This window comes from Shewanella colwelliana ATCC 39565 (genome assembly GCF_000518705.1).
Classification (GTDB): domain Bacteria; phylum Pseudomonadota; class Gammaproteobacteria; order Enterobacterales; family Shewanellaceae; genus Shewanella; species Shewanella colwelliana.
The window spans coordinates 1-19,229 of record NZ_JAEC01000045.1 but is presented as its reverse complement, the minus strand read 5'-3'; the positions used below and the strand labels follow the sequence as shown (position 1 = coordinate 19,229).

The 19,229-nt window shown below is 46.3% G+C and carries 18 protein-coding genes and 1 rRNA gene; 6 read left to right on the top strand and 13 right to left on the bottom strand.

All coding sequences use genetic code 11. The features are described 5' to 3' along the window. Both L876_RS0116005 and gmhB read right to left on the bottom strand, forming a co-directional pair. Positions 1-238: ribosomal RNA gene (locus tag L876_RS0116005) — 16S ribosomal RNA — on the bottom strand; the annotation flags it as partial. Positions 239-626: 388 nt separating this feature from the next. Next, complete coding sequence (gmhB, locus tag L876_RS0116000) at positions 627-1,178, bottom strand: D-glycero-beta-D-manno-heptose 1,7-bisphosphate 7-phosphatase (protein ID WP_028764721.1); 552 nt, start codon at positions 1,176-1,178, stop codon at positions 627-629. A gap of 163 nt (positions 1,179-1,341) precedes the next feature. Here gmhB and L876_RS0115995 point away from each other — a divergent pair, with 163 nt between their 5' ends. Further along, on the top strand, positions 1,342-2,658 hold the full coding sequence (locus L876_RS0115995) for an aminopeptidase P N-terminal domain-containing protein (RefSeq protein WP_028764720.1): 1,317 nt from the start codon (positions 1,342-1,344) through the stop codon (positions 2,656-2,658). A 116-nt stretch (positions 2,659-2,774) separates the two neighbouring features. On the opposite strand, the gene L876_RS0115990 is transcribed toward L876_RS0115995, so the two are convergent. The 3 genes from L876_RS0115990 to L876_RS0115980 all read right to left on the bottom strand — a co-directional run bounded on the left by L876_RS0115990 (position 2,775) and on the right by L876_RS0115980 (position 5,846). Continuing rightward, positions 2,775-3,350, bottom strand: a complete 576-nt coding sequence (locus L876_RS0115990; RefSeq protein ID WP_028764719.1) for a uracil-DNA glycosylase family protein — start codon at positions 3,348-3,350, stop codon at positions 2,775-2,777. A gap of 166 nt (positions 3,351-3,516) precedes the next feature. Continuing rightward, positions 3,517-4,794 (bottom strand): NAD(P)/FAD-dependent oxidoreductase, encoded by a 1,278-nt coding sequence (locus L876_RS0115985; RefSeq protein ID WP_051413162.1) that lies wholly within the window; start codon positions 4,792-4,794, stop codon positions 3,517-3,519. An 11-nt stretch (positions 4,795-4,805) separates the two neighbouring features. Next, positions 4,806-5,846, bottom strand: coding sequence for a proline racemase family protein (locus tag L876_RS0115980; RefSeq protein WP_028764717.1), 1,041 nt, complete (start codon positions 5,844-5,846; stop codon positions 4,806-4,808). A 203-nt stretch (positions 5,847-6,049) separates the two neighbouring features. Between L876_RS0115980 and dapA the strand changes: the two genes are divergently transcribed. From dapA to L876_RS0115955, 5 genes are all read left to right on the top strand, one after another. Beyond that, entirely contained in the window at positions 6,050-6,964 is a 915-nt protein-coding gene (gene dapA / locus L876_RS0115975; RefSeq protein ID WP_028764716.1) for a 4-hydroxy-tetrahydrodipicolinate synthase, read from the top strand. Positions 6,965-6,985: 21 nt separating this feature from the next. Then, a complete protein-coding gene (locus L876_RS0115970; RefSeq protein WP_028764715.1) occupies positions 6,986-7,987 on the top strand; it encodes a 4-hydroxyproline epimerase in 1,002 nt (333 codons plus the stop codon). 41 nt (positions 7,988-8,028) lie between these two features. Then, positions 8,029-9,594, top strand: a complete 1,566-nt coding sequence (locus tag L876_RS0115965; RefSeq protein WP_028764714.1) for an aldehyde dehydrogenase (NADP(+)) — start codon at positions 8,029-8,031, stop codon at positions 9,592-9,594. A gap of 107 nt (positions 9,595-9,701) precedes the next feature. Then, positions 9,702-10,373, top strand: a complete 672-nt coding sequence (locus tag L876_RS0115960; RefSeq protein ID WP_028764713.1) for a GntR family transcriptional regulator — start codon at positions 9,702-9,704, stop codon at positions 10,371-10,373. A gap of 97 nt (positions 10,374-10,470) precedes the next feature. Continuing rightward, entirely contained in the window at positions 10,471-11,535 is a 1,065-nt protein-coding gene (locus tag L876_RS0115955) for a ketoacyl-ACP synthase III (RefSeq protein ID WP_028764712.1), read from the top strand. 81 nt (positions 11,536-11,616) lie between these two features. Here L876_RS0115955 and L876_RS0115950 read toward each other — a convergent pair whose 3' ends face one another. From L876_RS0115950 to L876_RS0115915, 8 genes are all read right to left on the bottom strand, one after another. After that, the gene (locus tag L876_RS0115950; RefSeq protein WP_028764711.1) at positions 11,617-12,192 is read right to left on the bottom strand and encodes a lecithin retinol acyltransferase family protein; all 576 of its coding nucleotides are present in this window, start codon (positions 12,190-12,192) and stop codon (positions 11,617-11,619) included. A gap of 87 nt (positions 12,193-12,279) precedes the next feature. Further along, on the bottom strand, positions 12,280-12,957 hold the full coding sequence (locus tag L876_RS0115945) for an exonuclease domain-containing protein (RefSeq protein WP_028764710.1): 678 nt from the start codon (positions 12,955-12,957) through the stop codon (positions 12,280-12,282). 4 nt (positions 12,958-12,961) lie between these two features. Next, positions 12,962-14,809, bottom strand: coding sequence for a DUF294 nucleotidyltransferase-like domain-containing protein (locus tag L876_RS0115940; RefSeq protein ID WP_028764709.1), 1,848 nt, complete (start codon positions 14,807-14,809; stop codon positions 12,962-12,964). A gap of 89 nt (positions 14,810-14,898) precedes the next feature. Continuing rightward, a complete protein-coding gene (locus L876_RS0115935; protein ID WP_245686932.1) occupies positions 14,899-15,546 on the bottom strand; it encodes a class I SAM-dependent methyltransferase in 648 nt (215 codons plus the stop codon). A 193-nt stretch (positions 15,547-15,739) separates the two neighbouring features. Beyond that, the gene (locus L876_RS0115930; protein ID WP_028764707.1) at positions 15,740-17,458 is read right to left on the bottom strand and encodes a sodium:solute symporter family protein; all 1,719 of its coding nucleotides are present in this window, start codon (positions 17,456-17,458) and stop codon (positions 15,740-15,742) included. Positions 17,459-17,469: 11 nt separating this feature from the next. Next, entirely contained in the window at positions 17,470-17,736 is a 267-nt protein-coding gene (locus L876_RS0115925) for a DUF4212 domain-containing protein (RefSeq protein WP_028764706.1), read from the bottom strand. A 248-nt stretch (positions 17,737-17,984) separates the two neighbouring features. After that, entirely contained in the window at positions 17,985-18,275 is a 291-nt protein-coding gene (locus L876_RS0115920; protein ID WP_028764705.1) for a hypothetical protein, read from the bottom strand. Positions 18,276-18,516: 241 nt separating this feature from the next. Then, positions 18,517-18,921, bottom strand: coding sequence for a hypothetical protein (locus L876_RS0115915; protein ID WP_028764704.1), 405 nt, complete (start codon positions 18,919-18,921; stop codon positions 18,517-18,519). Positions 18,922-19,229 lie beyond the last annotated feature (308 nt).

The window sequence follows — 19,229 nt, the reverse complement described above, 5'->3', positions numbered from 1 at the left end:
CCTAGGTACATCCAATCGCAGAAGGCCCGAAGGTCCCCTCTTTTCCCCCGTAGGGCGTATGCGGTATTAGCAGTCGTTTCCAACTGTTATCCCCCTCGACTGGGCAGTTCCCTAGGCATTACTCACCCGTCCGCCGCTCGTCAGCAAATTAGCAAGCTAATTCCTGTTACCGCTCGACTTGCATGTGTTAGGCCTGCCGCCAGCGTTCAATCTGAGCCATGATCAAACTCTTCAATTAAAGTTTTTTTGAAGCTAAAAGCTTCGGCTCAATGAATTCTGATTCCACATTAAAGACTCGGAAGAATCTCTAACGTGTTGTACATATTGCTATGAACACTCATCTTACATTGAGTAAAATTTTTGATTGCTTTACATCCGAAGACAGAAAAGCAATTTCGAATAACTCAACACCTGTGAGTGTCCACACAGATTACTTGATAAATTGTTAAAGAGCGTTAGCACATCTCGGTAGTTCCAAGTGGCTAGGGCTGCGTATTCTACGTATTATGCAGCTTGCGTCAACCCCTTTTATTCGATTGTTTTCCCAAAAGCACTCAAACGCTCAAATGTTAAACAAACCGTCTATTATGCACCCATTTGGGGAGCCTTTTACTTAATAGTAGTAATCAAAGCGACTTTAAGTAAGCGGGTACGTCAGCAATTGAGTCTAAAACAACGGTCGCTGCAGCAATTGCCTCATCGGTCACCTCTTTACCTGTACGCACTAAAATGCGTGTAGGCACGCCAGCGGCCTGAGCCGCCAACATATCATCGCGCTTATCGCCCACCATTACTGACTGAGTCAGATCAAGCTTTAAAAACTGTGCCGCACTATTAAGCATGCCAGGTTTGGGCTTACGGCAATCACAGTCTATTTTGTATTCACCAAGCCCTTTCTCACTGTGGTGCGGACAATAATAGATACCGTCAAGCTCAACCCCTTTGTCAGCAAAGTTCCAATCCATCCACTCAGTCAATGTGTGAAATTGATCTTCACTATAGAGCCCTCTTGCGATACCAGATTGATTCGTCACAACAGCGAGTTTATATCCCATCTGCTTTAACGCGACACAGGCTTCAAATACGCCTTCTACATATTCAAAGTCATCAACTTGATGGACATAGCCATGGTCTATATTGATCACACCATCTCTATCTAGGAATACAGCAGGATTCACAGGAAATACCCCAAATTAGGTCAACGTAAAAAATCTGGCGTTATTATCACACCAGAATCAGTAAATTGCACCGCAGAATCAGTAAATATGTCAAACTTTGCTAGCGGTGAATAAAATATACAAATATAGTATTCGTTATTCTGATTAGATAAGAGCCATTTCGATGACATCACTCTATGACCAACGCCGACATGCACTAATGAATGCATTACCTGACGACAGTTTTGTGCTACTTGCTGGCTATCAGCAAAAAGTTCGCAGTAAAAATATCAAGTATCATTTTCGTCAAGACAACGATTTTCTCTATCTGACTGGTTTTAATGAACCCGATGCGGTCGCGTTGCTATATAAAGATAGCCATGATCAGATTCATTACACCTTATTGTGTCGCCCTAAAGACTCGGCTCAAGAGGTGAGTTTCGGTGAACGAGCAGGAGTTGAAGGAGCCGTAACAAAGTATGGGGCTACTGCCGCCTATGATATCGCTGAATTGGAAACCGTGATAGGCGAACAGTTAACTCATCAGCATCATCTGTTCATCAGTGATGAACTTGGTCGATTCAACGATAAAATTATTTCATGGAGTAATCTACAGCGAACCAGCACCTCCTTTGATACACCAAAGTGTTATCGCACCATTACCCCATTAGCTAAAATTTTGCATCCGTTAAGAGTAATAAAAGATGCCATAGAGCAACGCGCGATTAAAGCCGCCGTGGCCGCCTCTATTGATGGTCATGTCGCGGTGATGCGCGCTTGCAAGCCGAGCATCAATGAAGCGCAATTGGCTGCTCGCTTTAATTATGAGATTGCCAAGCACGGTGCTAACGAAGTGGCCTACCCTAATATCGTCGCATCCGGTAACAATGCATGCTGCTTACATTACGAGGAAAACTGTAGCCAAACCCTGTCTGGGCAAATGCTGTTAATCGATGCCGGTGCAGAGCTGAATCATTATGCTTCAGATATCACTCGCAGCTACCCAGTAAACGGTAAGTTCAGTGCTGCCCAAGCCACTATCTACCAAATTGTTCTTAACGCACTAGATGCTGCCATCGCTCAAGTAAAACCCGGCACAGCTTGGAATACCCTCTATGATACCTGTATGCGTGTGATGGCCGAGGGACTTTTAGAGACGGGTCTGCTGCAAGGTAGCATTGAAGAGGTGATGGCAACGCAAAGTTATAAGCGCTTTACTGTGCATAAAACGGGGCACTGGTTAGGCATGGATGTTCATGATGTTGGCCCATACCATGATGACAATGGCCAGTGGCGAACATTAGCTACAGGCATGATATTCACCATCGAACCTGGGATCTATATTCCAGAATCCTTTGATGATGTACCGCAGGAATATCGTGGCATGGGTATTAGGATCGAAGATGACATTCTCGTCACCCTAGAGGGTCATGAAAACTTGTCTGCTGCAGTGCCTCGTACCATTGCAGCGATTGAAGCTATGATGAATAGCGACGAATAAGTGAATGCTGGCATCGTTTCATCTGGTTTAATACAACTGAATAGCGCTGCCGCTGTACTCCTAGTAACCAGCGGCACTGGCTTGTTCACGCTATAGCCATACATATTGCAATAGCCCTAACCTAATATCCTAGCCATCCGTTGCTGCACTTGCGGCAGCAGTGCTAACTCAAACCAAGGGTGACGCTTTAACCAGATGTTATTTCGTGGACTAGGATGGGGCAGCGCAAGCATGCTGTCACCGCTGCTAGCCCAGTTGCTAACGCGCTCTGTCACCGTTTGCTTATTATTAAAATAGTAATCTTGTGCGTATTGCCCAATAACAAGTGTGAGTTCGACGTTAGTGAGTTGCGCCAGTAATTTTTCTCGCCACTTATCGGCACAGACTTTTATCGGTGGCAGATCGCCACTTTTACCTTTACCTGGATAACAAAAAGCCATCGGTAATATCGCGAACAGGTTTTCATCATAAAACTGCGCCTTGGTCACACCCAGCCACTCACGTAACCGTGCACCACTTGCGTCATCAAACGCAATGCCACTTTTATTAGCGGCTGCGCCAGGCGCTTGCCCAGCAATAACAATTCTGGCCTTAGGTGAAATTTGTACAATTGGCCTCGCCTCTTTCGGCAACAGCTCTGCACATTCTCGGCAAGCTTTTAGCTGGTTTACCAACTGATTAATATTTTCCATAAAACATAGCCAATTAAAACACAGAGGATAGCTTAGCCTGAAGAAGGCCTGATTACACTGTCGATTGGCATTGAGCAACCACACAAAAAAGACGAAATCATTAGATTTCGTCTCTTGCCTCACCACCCACTCGAACTGTTCGTCGAACATTTAACACTGCCTAGCACTAGCCAAATCTTTCTATCCTATATGGATGCATCGCGATATCGGTTTCAACATCTGTCACTTGTTGAGTCAGTAACTGAGCGCTTATCGCCGCCCAAGTCAGTCCGAGATGCTGATGACCAAAAGAGAAAAAAACATTTGCATGCTTAGGCGAGCGTCCCACGACAGGTAAACTATCAGGCATAGATGGCCTAAATCCCATCCAGCGCTGCCCATCTTCAATCTTAGCGCTAGCCAACACCTCTGGTAACAGTGCCTTGGCATGAGGTAGCAAGCAGTCAGCTCTGGCTGCCACTAATGGCGCCACTAATCCGCCAAATTCAACCGTACCCGCTAGCCGTGTGCCTTGGGCCATCGGCGTGATTATAAACTTTCGCTCAAACGAGGCAACGGGCCTTGATAAACGGCTCTTTTGCGGCATCATCAAATGATAGCCGCGCTCCGTTTCCAATGGCACAGAAAACCCCAGTTGTTTAGCCAAAGGTTTAGACCAAGCCCCAGTGCAGAGCAGTACCTTGTCAGTGATAATTTGGCTCCCCGCTGCAGTTTCAACCTGAATTTGCGCAGTATCATTGCTTGTCACACTGTTGACGGTTTCAAGCAGTAGTTCACCACCTCGCTCAATAAAAGTATTGGCTAGCGCCTCACACAGCGCGGTAGGGTCTTCAGTGTGACCAACGTCAGTAAAATAGAGCGCATAAGAGACATTTTCGCTGAGATCGGGTTCCAATAACCTCGCATCATGACCACTTATTAGTTTTACTGTCACGCCAGCATCGGCATAGCTATCATAAGTTTTTTGAATCACATCGTAAGGCGTCGTTTCAAAAACCAACAAGCTGCCATTCAATGTCAGTAATGATTCACACTGACACGTTTTAACCAAGGCCTGCCATGCTGCGATACTCTGTTGATTGAGGGCTTTAATCCCTTGGCTGTTCGTCCATCGTTTACTCGGCAACATATTGTGTAGAAAACGCATAAACCAGGGTAACGCACGATGAAAATAGCGGGGTTGAATACGAAATGGCCCAAGGGGGTCAAGTAGCATCCCTGGTAACTTGATTAGCATCGCAGGGTCGGCAAGTGGAAATACCTGCTCAGTAGCAAAGTGGCCGGCATTACCCGACGATGCACCAGCAGCGACACCCTCTTTATCGACAAGCGTGACCTTAAATCCCGCCTGCTGCAATGCGATAGCATTCGCGAGACCGATAACACCAGCACCGATAATAGTTACTCGTTCTTTATCTGAAATTGGGTTCATTTTACTGTCCATTTTGCTCGCCATTAACGCAACATAAAACCATCTTGAAACTGATCATCACCATCAACAAAAAATTGATGACGCCCAGTAATAAAAGAGCGCCCAGAGACTTCGGCGATAACGGCAGCCTTGCCGTTAAAGTCGGTTTTCTCTATCGCAGTCACTTGCATACACCCATCGACAATACTTTCAATATGTAAACACTCACCCAGCGCCACTTCGCCTTTCGCTCTTAGCAGTGCAATACGACCGGCAACCCCCGTGCCCGTTGGCGATCTGTCTACTTCACCATCGGCAAACACACATACATGGCGTGAATGAGACCTTGTGTTGGTGGTTTCATTAGAAGTAAAAATAGTGCCATAAAGAAAACTTAAATCCTGCTCTAGCGGATGAACTAATGGGTGAGCTGCCATTACAGCCAGTTTAATGCGCCGGCCTAAGTCGATTAACTGCGCCACATTCTCGGCACGGCAATTAATACCTAAAGCATCAGCATCAACATACGCATAGTAGGCGCCGCCAAAACCTATGTCGTAATTGACTTCACCGAGCCCTTCGACCGTCACGGAGCAATTAAGGGCTTCAGCCCAGGAGGGAACGTTGTGAAAACTCACCACCAGCTTACCGGTTTGGTCGCGATAGGCACTCGCTGTGATCAAACCTGCGGGCGCATCGATTTTTATTATTTTCCGTTCACAACCTACTTCTATGTTACCTGTCTCAACAGCCACTTTTACTAAGGCCAAAATTCCATGCCCGCACATACTGCTATAACCATCATTGTGCAAAAACAACACACCAAAGTCTGCCCCTTCAGTAACTGGGGGCGTCAGCAATGCGCCGTACATATCGGCATGCCCTCTTGGCTCGTGCATCAATAGTTTTCTATAGCGGTCCAAATGCTCAGTCACATACTGGCGCTTCTCTAAAATAGTGTCGCCAACAATCTCTGGATAACCCGACGTAATTATTCGCAATGGCTCACCTTCGGTGTGTGCGTCAAGCGTAGTGAATTGTTGACACTTATCCAGCCAAGTTGGACTTAAATCTAATAGATGCATCGAGACCTTCTTTTTTATTATTTGTATGCAATATATAGTATTTGCTTGTAGACAAAAAATGCTATTTCACAACTATTATTACAACTAGGGGTTTTCTTTAACCAAGAATTGTATACAATATACTATAAGTTTTTGGGGAAATCCAAAATTTGATACTAATTTTTAAGCGTCATTTGCGCTGATTTATCTATAGAGGTCATAACATGAAAGTAAACTGGCAAGGTGTATTCCCAGCAATCTCAACCCAATTCAATGACGATGGGTCTATTAATTACGAATCAAATGCGAGAATGTTAGAAGACCTTATTAGCGACGGTATTGATGGCATCATTGCACTGGGCACTATAGGTGAAAACGCCTCATTGAGTGCAGAAGAGAAGCGTGAGTTTATTAAGCATACTGTTGAAACCGTCAAGGGCCGTATCTTAGTGTTGTCTGGCTGTACCGAAAACACCGCGCAACAAGCCGCCCAATATGCACAAGATGTCGAAACCTTAGGTGTAGATGGTCTTATGCTATTACCTGCAATGGTATACCGTGGTACTGACCGTGAGGTGATTGCACATTATCAATATGTTGCTCGCGCAACTAAACTGCCAATCATGATCTACAACAACCCAGTAAGCTATGGTGTTGATATCAATCTTGAAATGACTGCGATTTTAGCTGAAGAAGAAAACATCGTGGCGATCAAAGAGTCGACCACTGATACCCGCCGTCTCACTGAGCTTCAAAGCCGTTTTGGCGATCGTTTCAACATCCTTTGCGGCGTCGACGATATCGCACTAGAAAGCCTACTACTTGGTGCAACAGGCTGGATCTCAGGTCTAACTAACGTCTTCCCACGCGAATCAGTTACCCTATTTAAACTCGCCCGTGAAGGCCGTATTGAAGAAGCACGTGAGATCTATCGCTGGTTCATGCCTTTGCTACGCTTAGATACCATTCCAACCTTGGTTCAATGCATTAAATTTGCAGAGCAAATTGTTGGCCGTGGCAACGAAAATGTGCGTCTACCGCGCATGACATTGGTGGGTAAAGAGCGTGCCTACGTTGAGCAAGTGATTGCCAACGCCATGGCAACACGTATCGATCTTGACAAATACAACGTCAACTAACGACTTCGGAGTATGGCATAGATGTTAAAAGGAACTTACTTTTGCGTCGATGCTCATACTTGCGGTAACCCTGTCCGTTTGGTCACCAGTGGCCATCCGGACCTTAAGGGACGCAATATGAGCGAAAAGCGTCAGCATTTCTTAAACGAATACGACTGGATTCGTAAAGCGCTGATGTTTGAACCTAGAGGCCACGACATGATGTCTGGTGCCTTTCTTTATCCACCCTGCAGCGACAACGCTGACGCGTCCATTCTCTTCATAGAAACAAGTGGCTGCTTACCCATGTGTGGTCACGGCACAATAGGCACGATCACCGCAGCCATCGAGTCAGGTCTTCTGTGTGCTAAAACGCCAGGTAAATTAACCATAGATGTCCCCGCCGGCCAGATTAATATTGACTACCAACAAACAGGTCAAAAGGTTGATTGGGTTAAAATATATAATGTGCCTGCCTACCTCGCTCATCAAGATGTAATACTTGATATCCCAGGTCTTGGCACCTTAAAGATTGACGTATCCTACGGCGGTAACTACTACGCCATTGTCGACCCGCAACAGAACTTTCCTGGATTACGCCACTGGAGTGCGGGTGACATACTGCATTGGAGCCCCATCGTACGTCAGATAGCGCACGAACAATTGGTCTGCGTACATCCTAACGACCCCACCGTCAATGGCGTCTCTCATGTGCTTTGGACAGGCGATACCATTAGCGAAGGCTCAAACGGTGCCAATGCCGTATTTTGTGGCGACAAAGCGATAGATAGGTCACCTTGCGGTACAGGCACTAGCACCCGTCTTGCCCAACTCTACGCCAGAGGCGAATTAAAAGTAGGCTCTCAATACACCCACGAAAGCATTATCGGTAGTCAGTTCATTGGTCGAATCGAGAGTGCCGTAAAAGTCGGCGAATTTGAAGGGATCATGCCAAGTATTCAAGGTTGGGCTCGCATCATAGGTCAAAACGCGATCACCGTTGATGACGACGACCCCTACGCCTTTGGCTTTCAAGTGGTATAGACCAATACGGATTTAGCCCAACATAGAATTAGGACAATATAATGACACAGCAAACAGACATTCAACTGAGCGGACAGCATTACATAAACGGTCAATGGTGTGGCCAAGCAGCGCAATTTAGCAGTTTTAACCCTGTAACGAACCAACCTCTCAATTGGACATTTGCCGAAGCGACACCCGAAGAGGTCAATGCCGCAGCCCTTGCAGCCAAACAGGCGTTCACGAGTTATCGCAGTACAACGCCAGCACAGCGCGCCCAATTCTTAGAGACCATCGCCAGCAATATCGAAACCGATATTGAAGCCATTACCCAAACCGCCCACCTTGAAACTGGCCTGCCGATGATGCGCCTGCAAGGTGAGACAGGCAGAACCTGCGGTCAGCTGCGTCTATTTGCTGCAAACTTACGTGAGCCTATTGAGCACTTTGTTGCTGATTTGGCGAACCCTGAGCGACAACCTCTCCCTAAAGCCGATACGCGTTTAGGTGTATTGCCCCTTGGTCCTGTGGCTGTATTTGGTGCCTCCAATTTTCCGCTGGCGTTCTCGACCGCTGGCGGCGACACCGCCTCAGCATTGGCGGCGGGATGTCCTGTTATTGTAAAAGGCCATCCCGCTCACCCTGCTACCAGTGAGTTAGTCACCCGTGCTATCGCTAATGCCATCACACAATGTGATATGCCTGCTGGGGTGTTCAATCTCATTCAAGGCGGTCAGCCACAAACATCCACCGCATTAGTTAACGCACCGCAAATTAAGGCCGTGGGTTTTACAGGTTCGTTAAAGGTGGGTCGTATCTTGGCCGATCTTTGTGCGGCGCGCTCAGAGCCAATCCCCTTCTATGGTGAACTAGGGTCAACGAACCCTCAGTTTCTTTTACCAGCCATATTGGCTGAGCAGGCAGAACAGTTAGCCACAACCCAAGTACAATCAATGATGATGGGTCATGGACAATTTTGTACCAGCCCAGGGCTTATTATTGCGACTAAGGGGGAAGCCCTAGATCGCTATGTTGCAACCATGGCCACCAGCATTGCTGAGCAAGCAGCCAGCGCTATGTTAACCCCAGGGATTGCCGCAACCTATCAGGCACAAGTTGACGCCTTACTCAGCGATAGCACTGCCACGCTCATCGCTCAAGGTGGCGCAGCAGAGGCAAGTCACCAGACTCGCCCTATCGCAATTAGTGTCAGTGCAACTCAATATTTGGCAACGCCAGCCCTGCAACAGGAAGTGTTTGGTCCATGTGCTGTCGTCGTTAAATGCGATGATGCGGAGCAGCTGCAAGCGTTGGCTGAGCAACTCGAGGGACAGTTAACCGCAACCATTCATGGCACGACGGCAGAATTGGCTTCGGCACAAACACTGATTGAAGCGGTTAGTTATAGTGTCGGTCGTTTAATTTTCAATCAAATGCCGACCGGTGTTGAGGTATGCCATTCGATGAACCATGGTGGACCTTATCCCGCCAGCACCGATGGTCGTAGTACCTCTGTTGGTAGCGCGGCAATCACAAGATTCCAACGGCCTATCTGTTATCAGAATATGCCCGCAGCACTGCTACCTCAGCAGCTTCAAGATGGACACCCCAAGCTGCAGCAATTTTAGAAGACACATTTTATATAAGGGAAACCACGGTTTCCCTTTATTTATAGTGTTATAAGCGGTAATCTTATGCGGATCACATATAATAACGAATAGACATAACGGAAACTATGAGCCGAACAACGCCAATCGTTCATAAAACACGCACACAAGTTGTAGTTGAAGTCTTAAGAGAGAAAATCCTCTCTGGCGAAATTGCCGCTGGTGAACCATTGCGTCAAAGCGCATTAGCCGAAGCGCTAAATGTAAGTCGTATTCCAGTTAGAGAAGCATTACTGCAACTTGAAGCTGAAGGGCTAGTTAAGTTTGAAGCCCATAAAGGTGCGACGGCAACTGAACTATCAGTAGAACAAGTCACTGAGCTTTTTGAACTGCGTGCCCTCATTGAAACCGACCTGTTGGCCAAGGCTATTCCCAATATTACCGATGAGCTATTGGAACAAGCTGAAGGTTACTTAAATGAACTTGAAGCCGCCTTCAAAGAGGAAGATGCGGTAAGCAGTTGGAGCGAACTCAATACCAAGTTCCACACCTGCCTTTATCAAGCCGCAAACCGCCCTCACACGCTGGAAGTGGTGCATGGTTTAAACACCAATTGTGACCGTTATATCCGTCTGCAACTCCTGCTCGCAGGGGGTATTCCTCGCGCGGCACAAGATCACCGAGATCTGCTAGACTATTGTAAGACCCAGCAGATTGATAAAGCGATCGTATTATTAAAAGATCACATATTACATGCAGCAGCCGCAATTCGTGAGCTAGTTGCTCAACAAGTGGACTAGGTCACGGTCGACTGGTCAACTTCTTGCTAGGCTTATTAAATTAGTTCGATAAGGCAGAGCTTTGGTTCTGCCTTTATTATTTTTGAGAGAATATCAGATGCAGTACGCCACCATTACTGGCTGGGGAAAATGTGTACCTCCAGCAACGCTTACCAACCATGACCTTGCCACCTTTATCGACACATCAGATGAATGGATTAAGCCGCGTACAGGGATAAGCCAACGCCACATCAGCCATGTCAACACATCAGAGTTGGCATCTGTCGCCGCCAAGCGCGCACTGGCTGCAGCTGGACTAGAAGGCAGTGACATAGATCTCATCATCTTAGCAACGGCTAGCCCAGATACATTAATTCCTAACATTGCCTCTACCGTACAAGCCAACATTGGCGCGAGCTGTGGGGCGTTTGATATTAATGCTGCATGCAGTGGCTTCTTATATGGGCTTGGCCTTGCCAGCTCTCAGATAAAAAGTGGCCAATCAAAAAAAGTATTGGTGATTGGTGCTGAGCGCCTCTCTTTCTATCTAGATTGGTCACGCCGTGAAACGGCCGTGCTATTTGGTGATGGCGCGGGCGCTGTGGTTGTCGAAGCGACTGACCAACCAGGTGGCGTATTAGGTTATGAGTTAAATAACGATCCAGCGGGTCGTGATATCCTCAAGGCTGGTTTCGGTACCGCAATGGACAGATTCAACGCTGCCTCATTAGATTTTTATATCGAGTTTAATGGACAAGAGATCTTCAAGCGTGCCATTGCCGGAATGGGTAAACTCAGCACTAAAGTGCTTGAGAAATGTGGTGTTGATAAAGAGGAAGTGGATTGGGTTATTCCTCATCAAGCCAATGAACGCATAATCGATACCCTGATTAACCGCATGAAAATACCTAAAGAGAAAGCGGTCGTTAATATCGCCAACTACGGTAATACTTCTGCGGCAACAATTCCTATTGCAATATGTGATGCGCTAGAGAAAGGGATGATTAAGCCTAATCAAACCATCCTATCCTGTGCATTTGGTGCAGGATTAACCTCGGCAGCCGTACTCTTTAAATGGGGCGACCGCGTCACTCCAATCAATCAGTCAGATGCAGAGCTGCCACCTTGTGAGCAAACAGGTATTGAGCTGGTTGCAGGCGCAGTAAAACACTTCTGTGGCTAAGTTGCCTCAAACAAAAAAACCGGCATTCGCCGGTTTTTTTGTTTACGATGATTTAAAAACACGCCACCAAGATTATTGCCGTTAACGTATCTCATCCCAATAGATGGCCTGATTAAAGTAGCTGCCGAGCTTTTTATTCAATTTGTCAAAGCTTGAAATAGCCACTTCTTCGCCTGTCATACAAGACCACACATAACGATGGCAGTTATTGTCAAACAGATCATAGTCACGATACTGATAGATGCTTGCTGTGGCCCTAGCTAAGGCCTTATCGGCAATCAAGGGATGGTGCTGATGATCGCAGGCTTGAAAAATACGACTGCCTGTGCGTCCGGCTAAAAACCGTTTTGAGGATATAGGCCTAACAAGCCCAGAACCGTGAAGCTCCACTAAGCAGTCATCACCTAACCATATGCCAGTGTGCTCAATCACACCAAAAACAAAACAGCAGACAATGCTACCTGGCATGGGCGCAACTTTTACATCACTGCTATGCCAAACGCTGGGGGTTAATGGACTAGCCTGCTTCTCGTTTGGTTCAACCGGTGCTCGCCCCAATCGGCGCTCTACCTGCAAGGCCTTGCGCTTGTTACGCTCATCGGCCACCACCAGTGCACCGATTGCCGCCCCGCCTAACCACAATAAGGGTAATGCCATAGTTACCTTTAACTAATTAATAAGCCAATTTATAACATAGGCAATTTACCCTATTAGCGAAATCAAATAAATGTAACCAAATCTGCATCAGCCGATCAACTCAGCCGCCTTTACCTGCTCTGTGCCACTAATTGACGCAACTTGCGCTAACAGTAACTCACCACAGGCCAATGCATCAATTAGCGCATTGTGCGCCGCGTAAATTGGCAAGTGGTAACGATCACGGCAGGCCCCCAGACGCAAACTCCCCTCTTTAAGTACTTCATGTTGACGCAACAGACGTTTACGCTCAACCGCTAAGGTATCGATAGCAATAAGGCTGACCTTCTCTCCCAGTAAACTGGTTAAACCATTTTGCAGAAATGCCAAATCCAGTGGTGCATGATGGGCAACAAGCACTTTGCCAAGGGTGGCTTCAAGAAACCATTCCATTGCTGCTTCAGGTGTTAATGCCTGTTTCAGGTGATTGTCTAAAATACCGTGAATGGTTGCACTCTGACCAACGCTGCCATCAATCTTAACCAATTTATGCTGGGCTTGAGCCAAAACGAGCTGACCATCTCTAATGGGCACCAGGCCTATACTCAAAATCTGGTCGAACGCTGCATCTAATCCGGTCATCTCAAGATCCACCGCTACCATAGGTACTTGATTTAGCGGCTTATCCAACAATGGCAGTAAGGCCTGATAGTAATTTTTAAGCTGCTCTTTATGGCTACGAAATGCCCGCCAACATAATCGGCTTTTTAATACCTGAGTGTGCAGCAAGCTAAAAACTCCGCGTAAATTTGAGCTTTATGCCAGCCTGAGCATCATGCACCACCTTAAAAGCATCCCGTAATTGATGTCTTACCAGCGACGACAGGTTTTGTGGTTTAAGGAAGTTGCTCAACGGCTCATTATGGGTAAATTGGTAGCCTTGATTCGATAGCCTCATGTGTGCAATAAACTCATGGGCGTCAGCCAAATTCAGCGCATCTTTTCGATTAATGATATTTTGCTCCATTAATAATCGAATGCGTTTGGCGGTATTGACCTCTTTGATCCCCGCAGACAGCGCATACACGCGGGCGATATCATTAATCAAGGCATTGCCTTTATGTTTCAGGTCAATCCCCTTCACTTCTTGGCCATCACGCTCTAATACAAATTTCTTAAAGAAACCCAGCGGCGGTGATACCTGTAATGAGTTAGCCGCCATTCCCGCTAAAAAGATGTCGTTATCTTTGGTTGACTCAAGCACATTGTCTTGCAGGCTATCGAACAAATTTGTTGGTCCAAATACACAGCGCATATCGAAAAAGATACTGGCATGCATTAATGCCTTGGGCTCAGGACGAACCACCCAAGTATCAAATTTAGTCTGCCACTGTTTTAAGGTCATACGCCACTGAGGGTTTTGCGCCATGATGTCGCCAGGACAATACACATAACCGCATTTATCCAGTCCCGCACACACCGCCTTAGTGAGTGCCTCAAAATACCCCTCAGCGTATTCGTCCATTTCGTGGGCGAGCAGTAAGCCATTGTCTTGATCAGAGCACGCGGCTTGATCTTGACGGCCTTGGGAGCCAAACGCCAACCAACAAAAAGGCATTGGCGCTTCACCTAATATCTGTTGGTTTAATAGGATCAGTCGACGTGTCAGGGCATCAGTCACCGATGTCAGCACTCGGCCTATCTCTTCGGCGCGCGCATCGGCGCTAATGAGGTTTTGCAGCAATAATGGGATCTGTTTACTCACGCTGATCAGACTGTCCAGATCATGCTGTCGCTCAATCTCGCCAATGAGCAACAGCGGCTGAGAACTTTGGCCGCGTAAGATATCGGTGCTAGTGATCACACCAACGGGCTGCTGCTCATCAATAATGGGCAGATGATGAATGTTATGTTGACTCATCAATAGCATAGCCTCAAAAACTAACGCATTAGAGGCTAGTGTTGTTGGGGCACATGTCATGGCTTGATGCACAGGTAATAAACCGTCCAAGCCCTCAGCCAACACGCGGTTACGCAGATCTCTATCCGTTAGAATGCCCGCCAGCTTTTGGTTGTCTATAATCAATACCGATGAAACACGCGCATCGCGCATCAGCTTAGCTGCCTCTGTCACGGTAGCGTTAATATCTATGGTCAACGGATGCTTAGACATTAGACTGCTGACGCGGTTGGTAGACCCCAGCTCTTTGGCTTTAAATCGGCTCTGATGGCGCAATCTTTTGGCAAAAGCACGATTAAAGAATCGGTCAAATTCACGACTCTCACTCCGCAGCTGATTAAAGGTATTGGGGTCGAGATGATAAACGAGACCATCTTCTAATATTTGCACTCGATTACTAACCTTATCGCCAGAGAGCAGTGACGGGAAACCAAAGAAATCACCATCACCCAATCGATCAATCAAGTCGCCATCTTCACTGCGCACCTCAAAGGCGCCACTGCGAACAATATAAAGTTGCGGGTGTGCTTCATCTAGCGGCACATACACTGACGACTTACCATAATAGCCCACCGTTAGCGCACGACAGCAGCGCTCCAGGGTCGCTGGCGACAGGCTGTCAAATGGGGTCAATTGGTTTAAAAAGTGGGAAATGGGTTGCAGTTCACTGGCGTCCATACTTTCTCTCTTAGATCAGCATATTCCCTACCACTATAACGTTAGCGTGTAATCTCATGCTATTCGACTAAAGGCCAGCCCGCACGTAATTAGGCGCCCTTCTTGGCTATTAAAAACAGATCCACATCACCACGTTCGGGATAATCTTGCCGATGAGTCCACACAACATTTAAGCCATTAACATGCAGCTGCTCTGTCAGCATGTCGCCATCATGGTAGTGAATAAACGCCTGATCCCCACTGCTCGATGTTTGCATGCCAGAAGCAGCATAATCCCCCTCCATGGTGCTTAAGTACAGCACGCCGCCATCAGTCAAACACGCAGCCATGGTCCTTATTAGTAACTGAGTATCATCGCTATCGAGATAAGGCAGACAAAAGCCGCACACAATGACGTCGAACTGTTGCCCGAGTTGGGCAATTGCACGGCAATCCATCACCTCAAAAACGCCTTCAGGATTATTAGTCCGAGCAAGCTCAACCATGTTTGGCGCTAAATCAGAGCCTAAAAGGTCGATATCTGGCAGGCGTTCTAACAGATAACGACTAATATTGCCTGGCCCGCAGGCGATATCGAGCACCTTATCATTAGCGGAAATTCGCTCGCATAAGGCATCATAGGAGGCATGATACAGGGGAATGTCCATATACTTGTCTTGATAGACTTGTGCCAGCTTATTGAAGGTATTTACACTGATTTGGTTATGATCCAAAGCTTGATTCTCGACATTGGGCATACCTCACTCTAATGGAGAAATCGGCTCAGTACCAATCGGATCCATTACCATCAAGCTAATTCTCATCAAGTTTATGACTTATCTCGCTAATACCTACGTCTGCAGGCAAATTAAACCACTACTTTGTAAGCAACAAAAAGGAGCGCAAGCGCTCCTTTTTGTTATCACCATAAAACACGTATTGTGTCAGGTATTAATGATCGTGCGCCTCACCCGACCCTTTCGGGAAACGAATTGACTCAACCATATCAACCACATTTTGCGGTACCGCAGCGGTCATCTTGCTGACAACGAATGCCACACCAAAGTTAACCAACATACCTAGCATACCTATACCTTCAGGAGAGATACCCAAGAACCAGTTAGCAGGGTTGTTGTCCGCAGGGTTTACAAACTTGAAGTAAACAATGTAGCTCGCGGTAAATAACAGACCGATAACCATACCTGCAATAGCACCCTCTTTGTTCATGGTTCTAGAGAAGATACCCATGATAATGGCCGGGAACAGAGACGATGCAGCCAAGCCAAAGGCGATTGCAACCACCGCTGCCACAAAGCCTGGTGGATTGATACCGAAGTAACCCGCCATCACAATACCCAGTGCCGCAGCAATACGCGCAAACATCAGCTCCTTCTTATCGGAGATATCAGGCATAAAGTTTTTCTTCAACAGATCATGAGATACCGAAGTAGAGATAACCAATAACAGACCTGCAGAGGTTGATAGCGCAGCCGCTAGACCACCAGCCGCCACCAATGCAATCACCCATGCTGGAAGATTTGCAATTTCAGGCGTCGCAAGTACCATGATATCGCGGTCAATCTTCATCTCATTGGTATCACCTTTAGCATAGTAAATCTTGCCATCGGCATTCTTATCGTCCCACTTAATCAGACCCGTCTTTTCCCAGTTTTTAATCCACTCTGGTGCCGTTTCATAAGCAACACCTGTCGACTCTGGACCATTGATGGTTTCAATCATATTTACACGAGAGAACGCAGCCAGAGCAGGAATCGTAGTATACATAATGGCAATGAAAACTAACGCCCAACCCGCAGATACACGCGCATCTTTCACCTTAGGTACAGTGAAGAAACGAACGATAACGTGCGGCAGACCTGCAGTACCAAACATCAATGCACCAGTAATAAAGAACACATCAATCATGCTCTTAGAGCCTTCAGTGTACTGAGAGAAGCCGAGTTCAGCCGACAGCCCATCAAGCTTATCAAGCAGATAGACCCCAGTGCCATTGCCCGCCGCGTCAATTAACTCAGCACCGAAACCAATTTGTGGTAACACGTGACCTGTCATCATCACTGAGATAAAGATTGCTGGCACCATGAAAGCAAAAATTAACACACAGTATTGTGCAACCTGCGTATAGGTAATGCCTTTCATACCACCGAGTACGGCATAGAAGAACACCACGGCCATACCAATGTATACGCCCGTTTCCACCTCAACTTCTAAGAAGCGAGAGAACACAACGCCCACACCACGCATTTGACCAGCAATATAGGTGAAACAGATAAAGATGGCACAGACAACGGCTACTGTACGTGCCGCTTGAGAATAGTAACGGTCACCAATAAAGTCTGGCACGGTAAACTTGCCAAACTTACGTAAGTAAGGAGCCATACAGAGCGCAAGCAATACATAACCACCCGTCCAGCCCATCAAGTAAACTGAACCGTCATAACCCACAAATGACACAATACCCGCCAATGAAATAAATGACGCCGCAGACATCCAGTCTGCCGCTGTTGCCATACCGTTCATCACTGGGTGAACACCGCCACCTGCTACATAAAATTCTTTAGTTGAACCAGCACGAGACCAAATTGCGATCCCAATATAGAGGGCAAAAGTAAACCCAACGATTAAATAGGTTAATGTTTGAACATCCATCTCATTGCTCCTTAATCTTCATGAACATTGTATTTTTTGTCTAATGCATTGGCCTTGGCCACATAGACAAAAATAAGTGCAACGAATACATACATAGCGCCCTGCTGAGCAAACCAGAAGCCCAACTTGAAGCCCATGAAGTGGATTTCATTTAGTACATCAACCAATAAAATACCGCAGCCAAATGACACTGCAGCCCAAATTGCTAGCAGTCCAATTACTAGACGTAAATTCTCACGCCAGTAACCTGCTGCCTTTTCGTTATTTTCAAAAGCCATTATTGCGACTCCCCTGTGCTGATTATTATTAAGTCAGGGATTAATCTAGCAAGCACAGGCTTAACAACAATCGCGACCTTAGTCTAACGCCAACGTAAAGGCGCAAGACGTAAACAACAAAACCATATAAAAACAATGCGATATGAGTTTACGCCAACGTAAAGTAAGTGTATTGATAATACAGTGCATTAGACTAAGGTCGAGCTTGAATGTGAACAAAATGTACAAAAAAACCGCCCAATTACAGTTTAGACTTTTAGCTCTATCGCGGTTTTCAATGCCAGTACATAGGTGGACACAGGCCTTCGAACAATGAAGGTGTTGGCATTTTTGGCTTGTAGCATTTGGCTGTATTGGTTTTTATTTCGCTGACGGTAGCGTTGACTTTCATGGTTTTGAATTGCTTGCAGCAGGCTATTCGTGCCGGTACTTCTGTGACACGCCGCAAGTACGTTCCCTGTAGACTCTGCCGTGACATCTGACGTGAATGGATTCACAAATGCCGCGATGACATGGATGTCAGAGAGCGGCCATGTCACGAAAGGTCACAGCCGCACCTACACCGAGTTATCTATTTCTTCGGTTTGACCTTGTGAGAAGCTTTTGGACAGAAATTGGTTAGAGTCAAAGCTCTTAAAGTGATGATTATTATTAGGGAAAGAATGGCAAGCTGATATACGGTAACGCCCCACTAAGAGGCAAAAAATAGTTGGTTAAAATAAGCGACGAAGGAGCAAAAACCAACTGTTTTTTGTCCTGCTTGAGTGGCTTGTTATGTGCCTAACCCTCTGATTTTAAGTTAGGAAGCTTGTTTTTAACATAATTATAAGCTTCGTCAGATACTTCAGTATCCCAAAGTGAAACATATTTCAGGTTTGGCAACAATGCCAATAGCCTAAAACCATGATCGGTTATTTTTAGATCCTCGATCCATAACTCTTCGAGAGTTTTGAATTGAGTAATGATTTCCATCGATTTATCTGTGATTAAGGTAGAGTCGAGATCGATACACCTTACTTTATTTAAGAAAGGTAAATTTGAAATACCAATATCAGTTATTTGAGCGTTTTCAAGCGAAAGAGAAACAACATCACTAGGTATTCTAGATAAATCTGAATCGTTTAATTCAGACGCATCAAAATACCCGTCTTCCTTTCTGAGTTTAAAGACTAAAACATCACTCATTTTTATACTCAATCCTTGAAGCTACATTGGCACATAACGATCGTGGTTCACGAGCCGAAGGTCTCGTGAAACGGCTTGTTCTTTACTTTCGGAGAGAGGAGGTTATCGCTACTCAATCCGTGAGTTTATATTCCATGCCCTTGGGGCTTAATTGATGCCCCCTGCGGCGTGAGGGAAGCATCGCTGCTTTACTTGAAGTCAATTGCAGGTCTCTTAAAAGCTTCGCTTTACGAGCCTTAGCAAGTGCCTTCAAGCTATCATAAATTAGGCGTTTCTTCCATCGCGTTTGGCTCTATCTATTCCTTCGG

Coding starts and splice junctions, on each gene's coding strand:
- L876_RS0115925 (WP_028764706.1), bottom strand. CDS start 17,736: ATGGCTTTTGAAAATAACGAAAAGGCAGCAGGTTACTGGCGTGAGAAT.
- L876_RS0115970 (WP_028764715.1), top strand. CDS start 6,986: ATGTTAAAAGGAACTTACTTTTGCGTCGATGCTCATACTTGCGGTAAC.
- dapA (WP_028764716.1), top strand. CDS start 6,050: ATGAAAGTAAACTGGCAAGGTGTATTCCCAGCAATCTCAACCCAATTC.
- L876_RS0115940 (WP_028764709.1), bottom strand. CDS start 14,809: ATGGACGCCAGTGAACTGCAACCCATTTCCCACTTTTTAAACCAATTG.
- L876_RS0115980 (WP_028764717.1), bottom strand. CDS start 5,846: ATGCATCTATTAGATTTAAGTCCAACTTGGCTGGATAAGTGTCAACAA.
- L876_RS0115960 (WP_028764713.1), top strand. CDS start 9,702: ATGAGCCGAACAACGCCAATCGTTCATAAAACACGCACACAAGTTGTA.
- L876_RS0115955 (WP_028764712.1), top strand. CDS start 10,471: ATGCAGTACGCCACCATTACTGGCTGGGGAAAATGTGTACCTCCAGCA.
- L876_RS0115995 (WP_028764720.1), top strand. CDS start 1,342: ATGACATCACTCTATGACCAACGCCGACATGCACTAATGAATGCATTA.
- L876_RS0115965 (WP_028764714.1), top strand. CDS start 8,029: ATGACACAGCAAACAGACATTCAACTGAGCGGACAGCATTACATAAAC.
- L876_RS0115950 (WP_028764711.1), bottom strand. CDS start 12,192: ATGGCATTACCCTTATTGTGGTTAGGCGGGGCGGCAATCGGTGCACTG.
- L876_RS0115935 (WP_245686932.1), bottom strand. CDS start 15,546: ATGCCCAATGTCGAGAATCAAGCTTTGGATCATAACCAAATCAGTGTA.
- L876_RS0115930 (WP_028764707.1), bottom strand. CDS start 17,458: ATGGATGTTCAAACATTAACCTATTTAATCGTTGGGTTTACTTTTGCC.
- L876_RS0115915 (WP_028764704.1), bottom strand. CDS start 18,921: ATGAGTGATGTTTTAGTCTTTAAACTCAGAAAGGAAGACGGGTATTTT.
- L876_RS0115985 (WP_051413162.1), bottom strand. CDS start 4,794: ATGGACAGTAAAATGAACCCAATTTCAGATAAAGAACGAGTAACTATT.
- L876_RS0115990 (WP_028764719.1), bottom strand. CDS start 3,350: ATGGAAAATATTAATCAGTTGGTAAACCAGCTAAAAGCTTGCCGAGAA.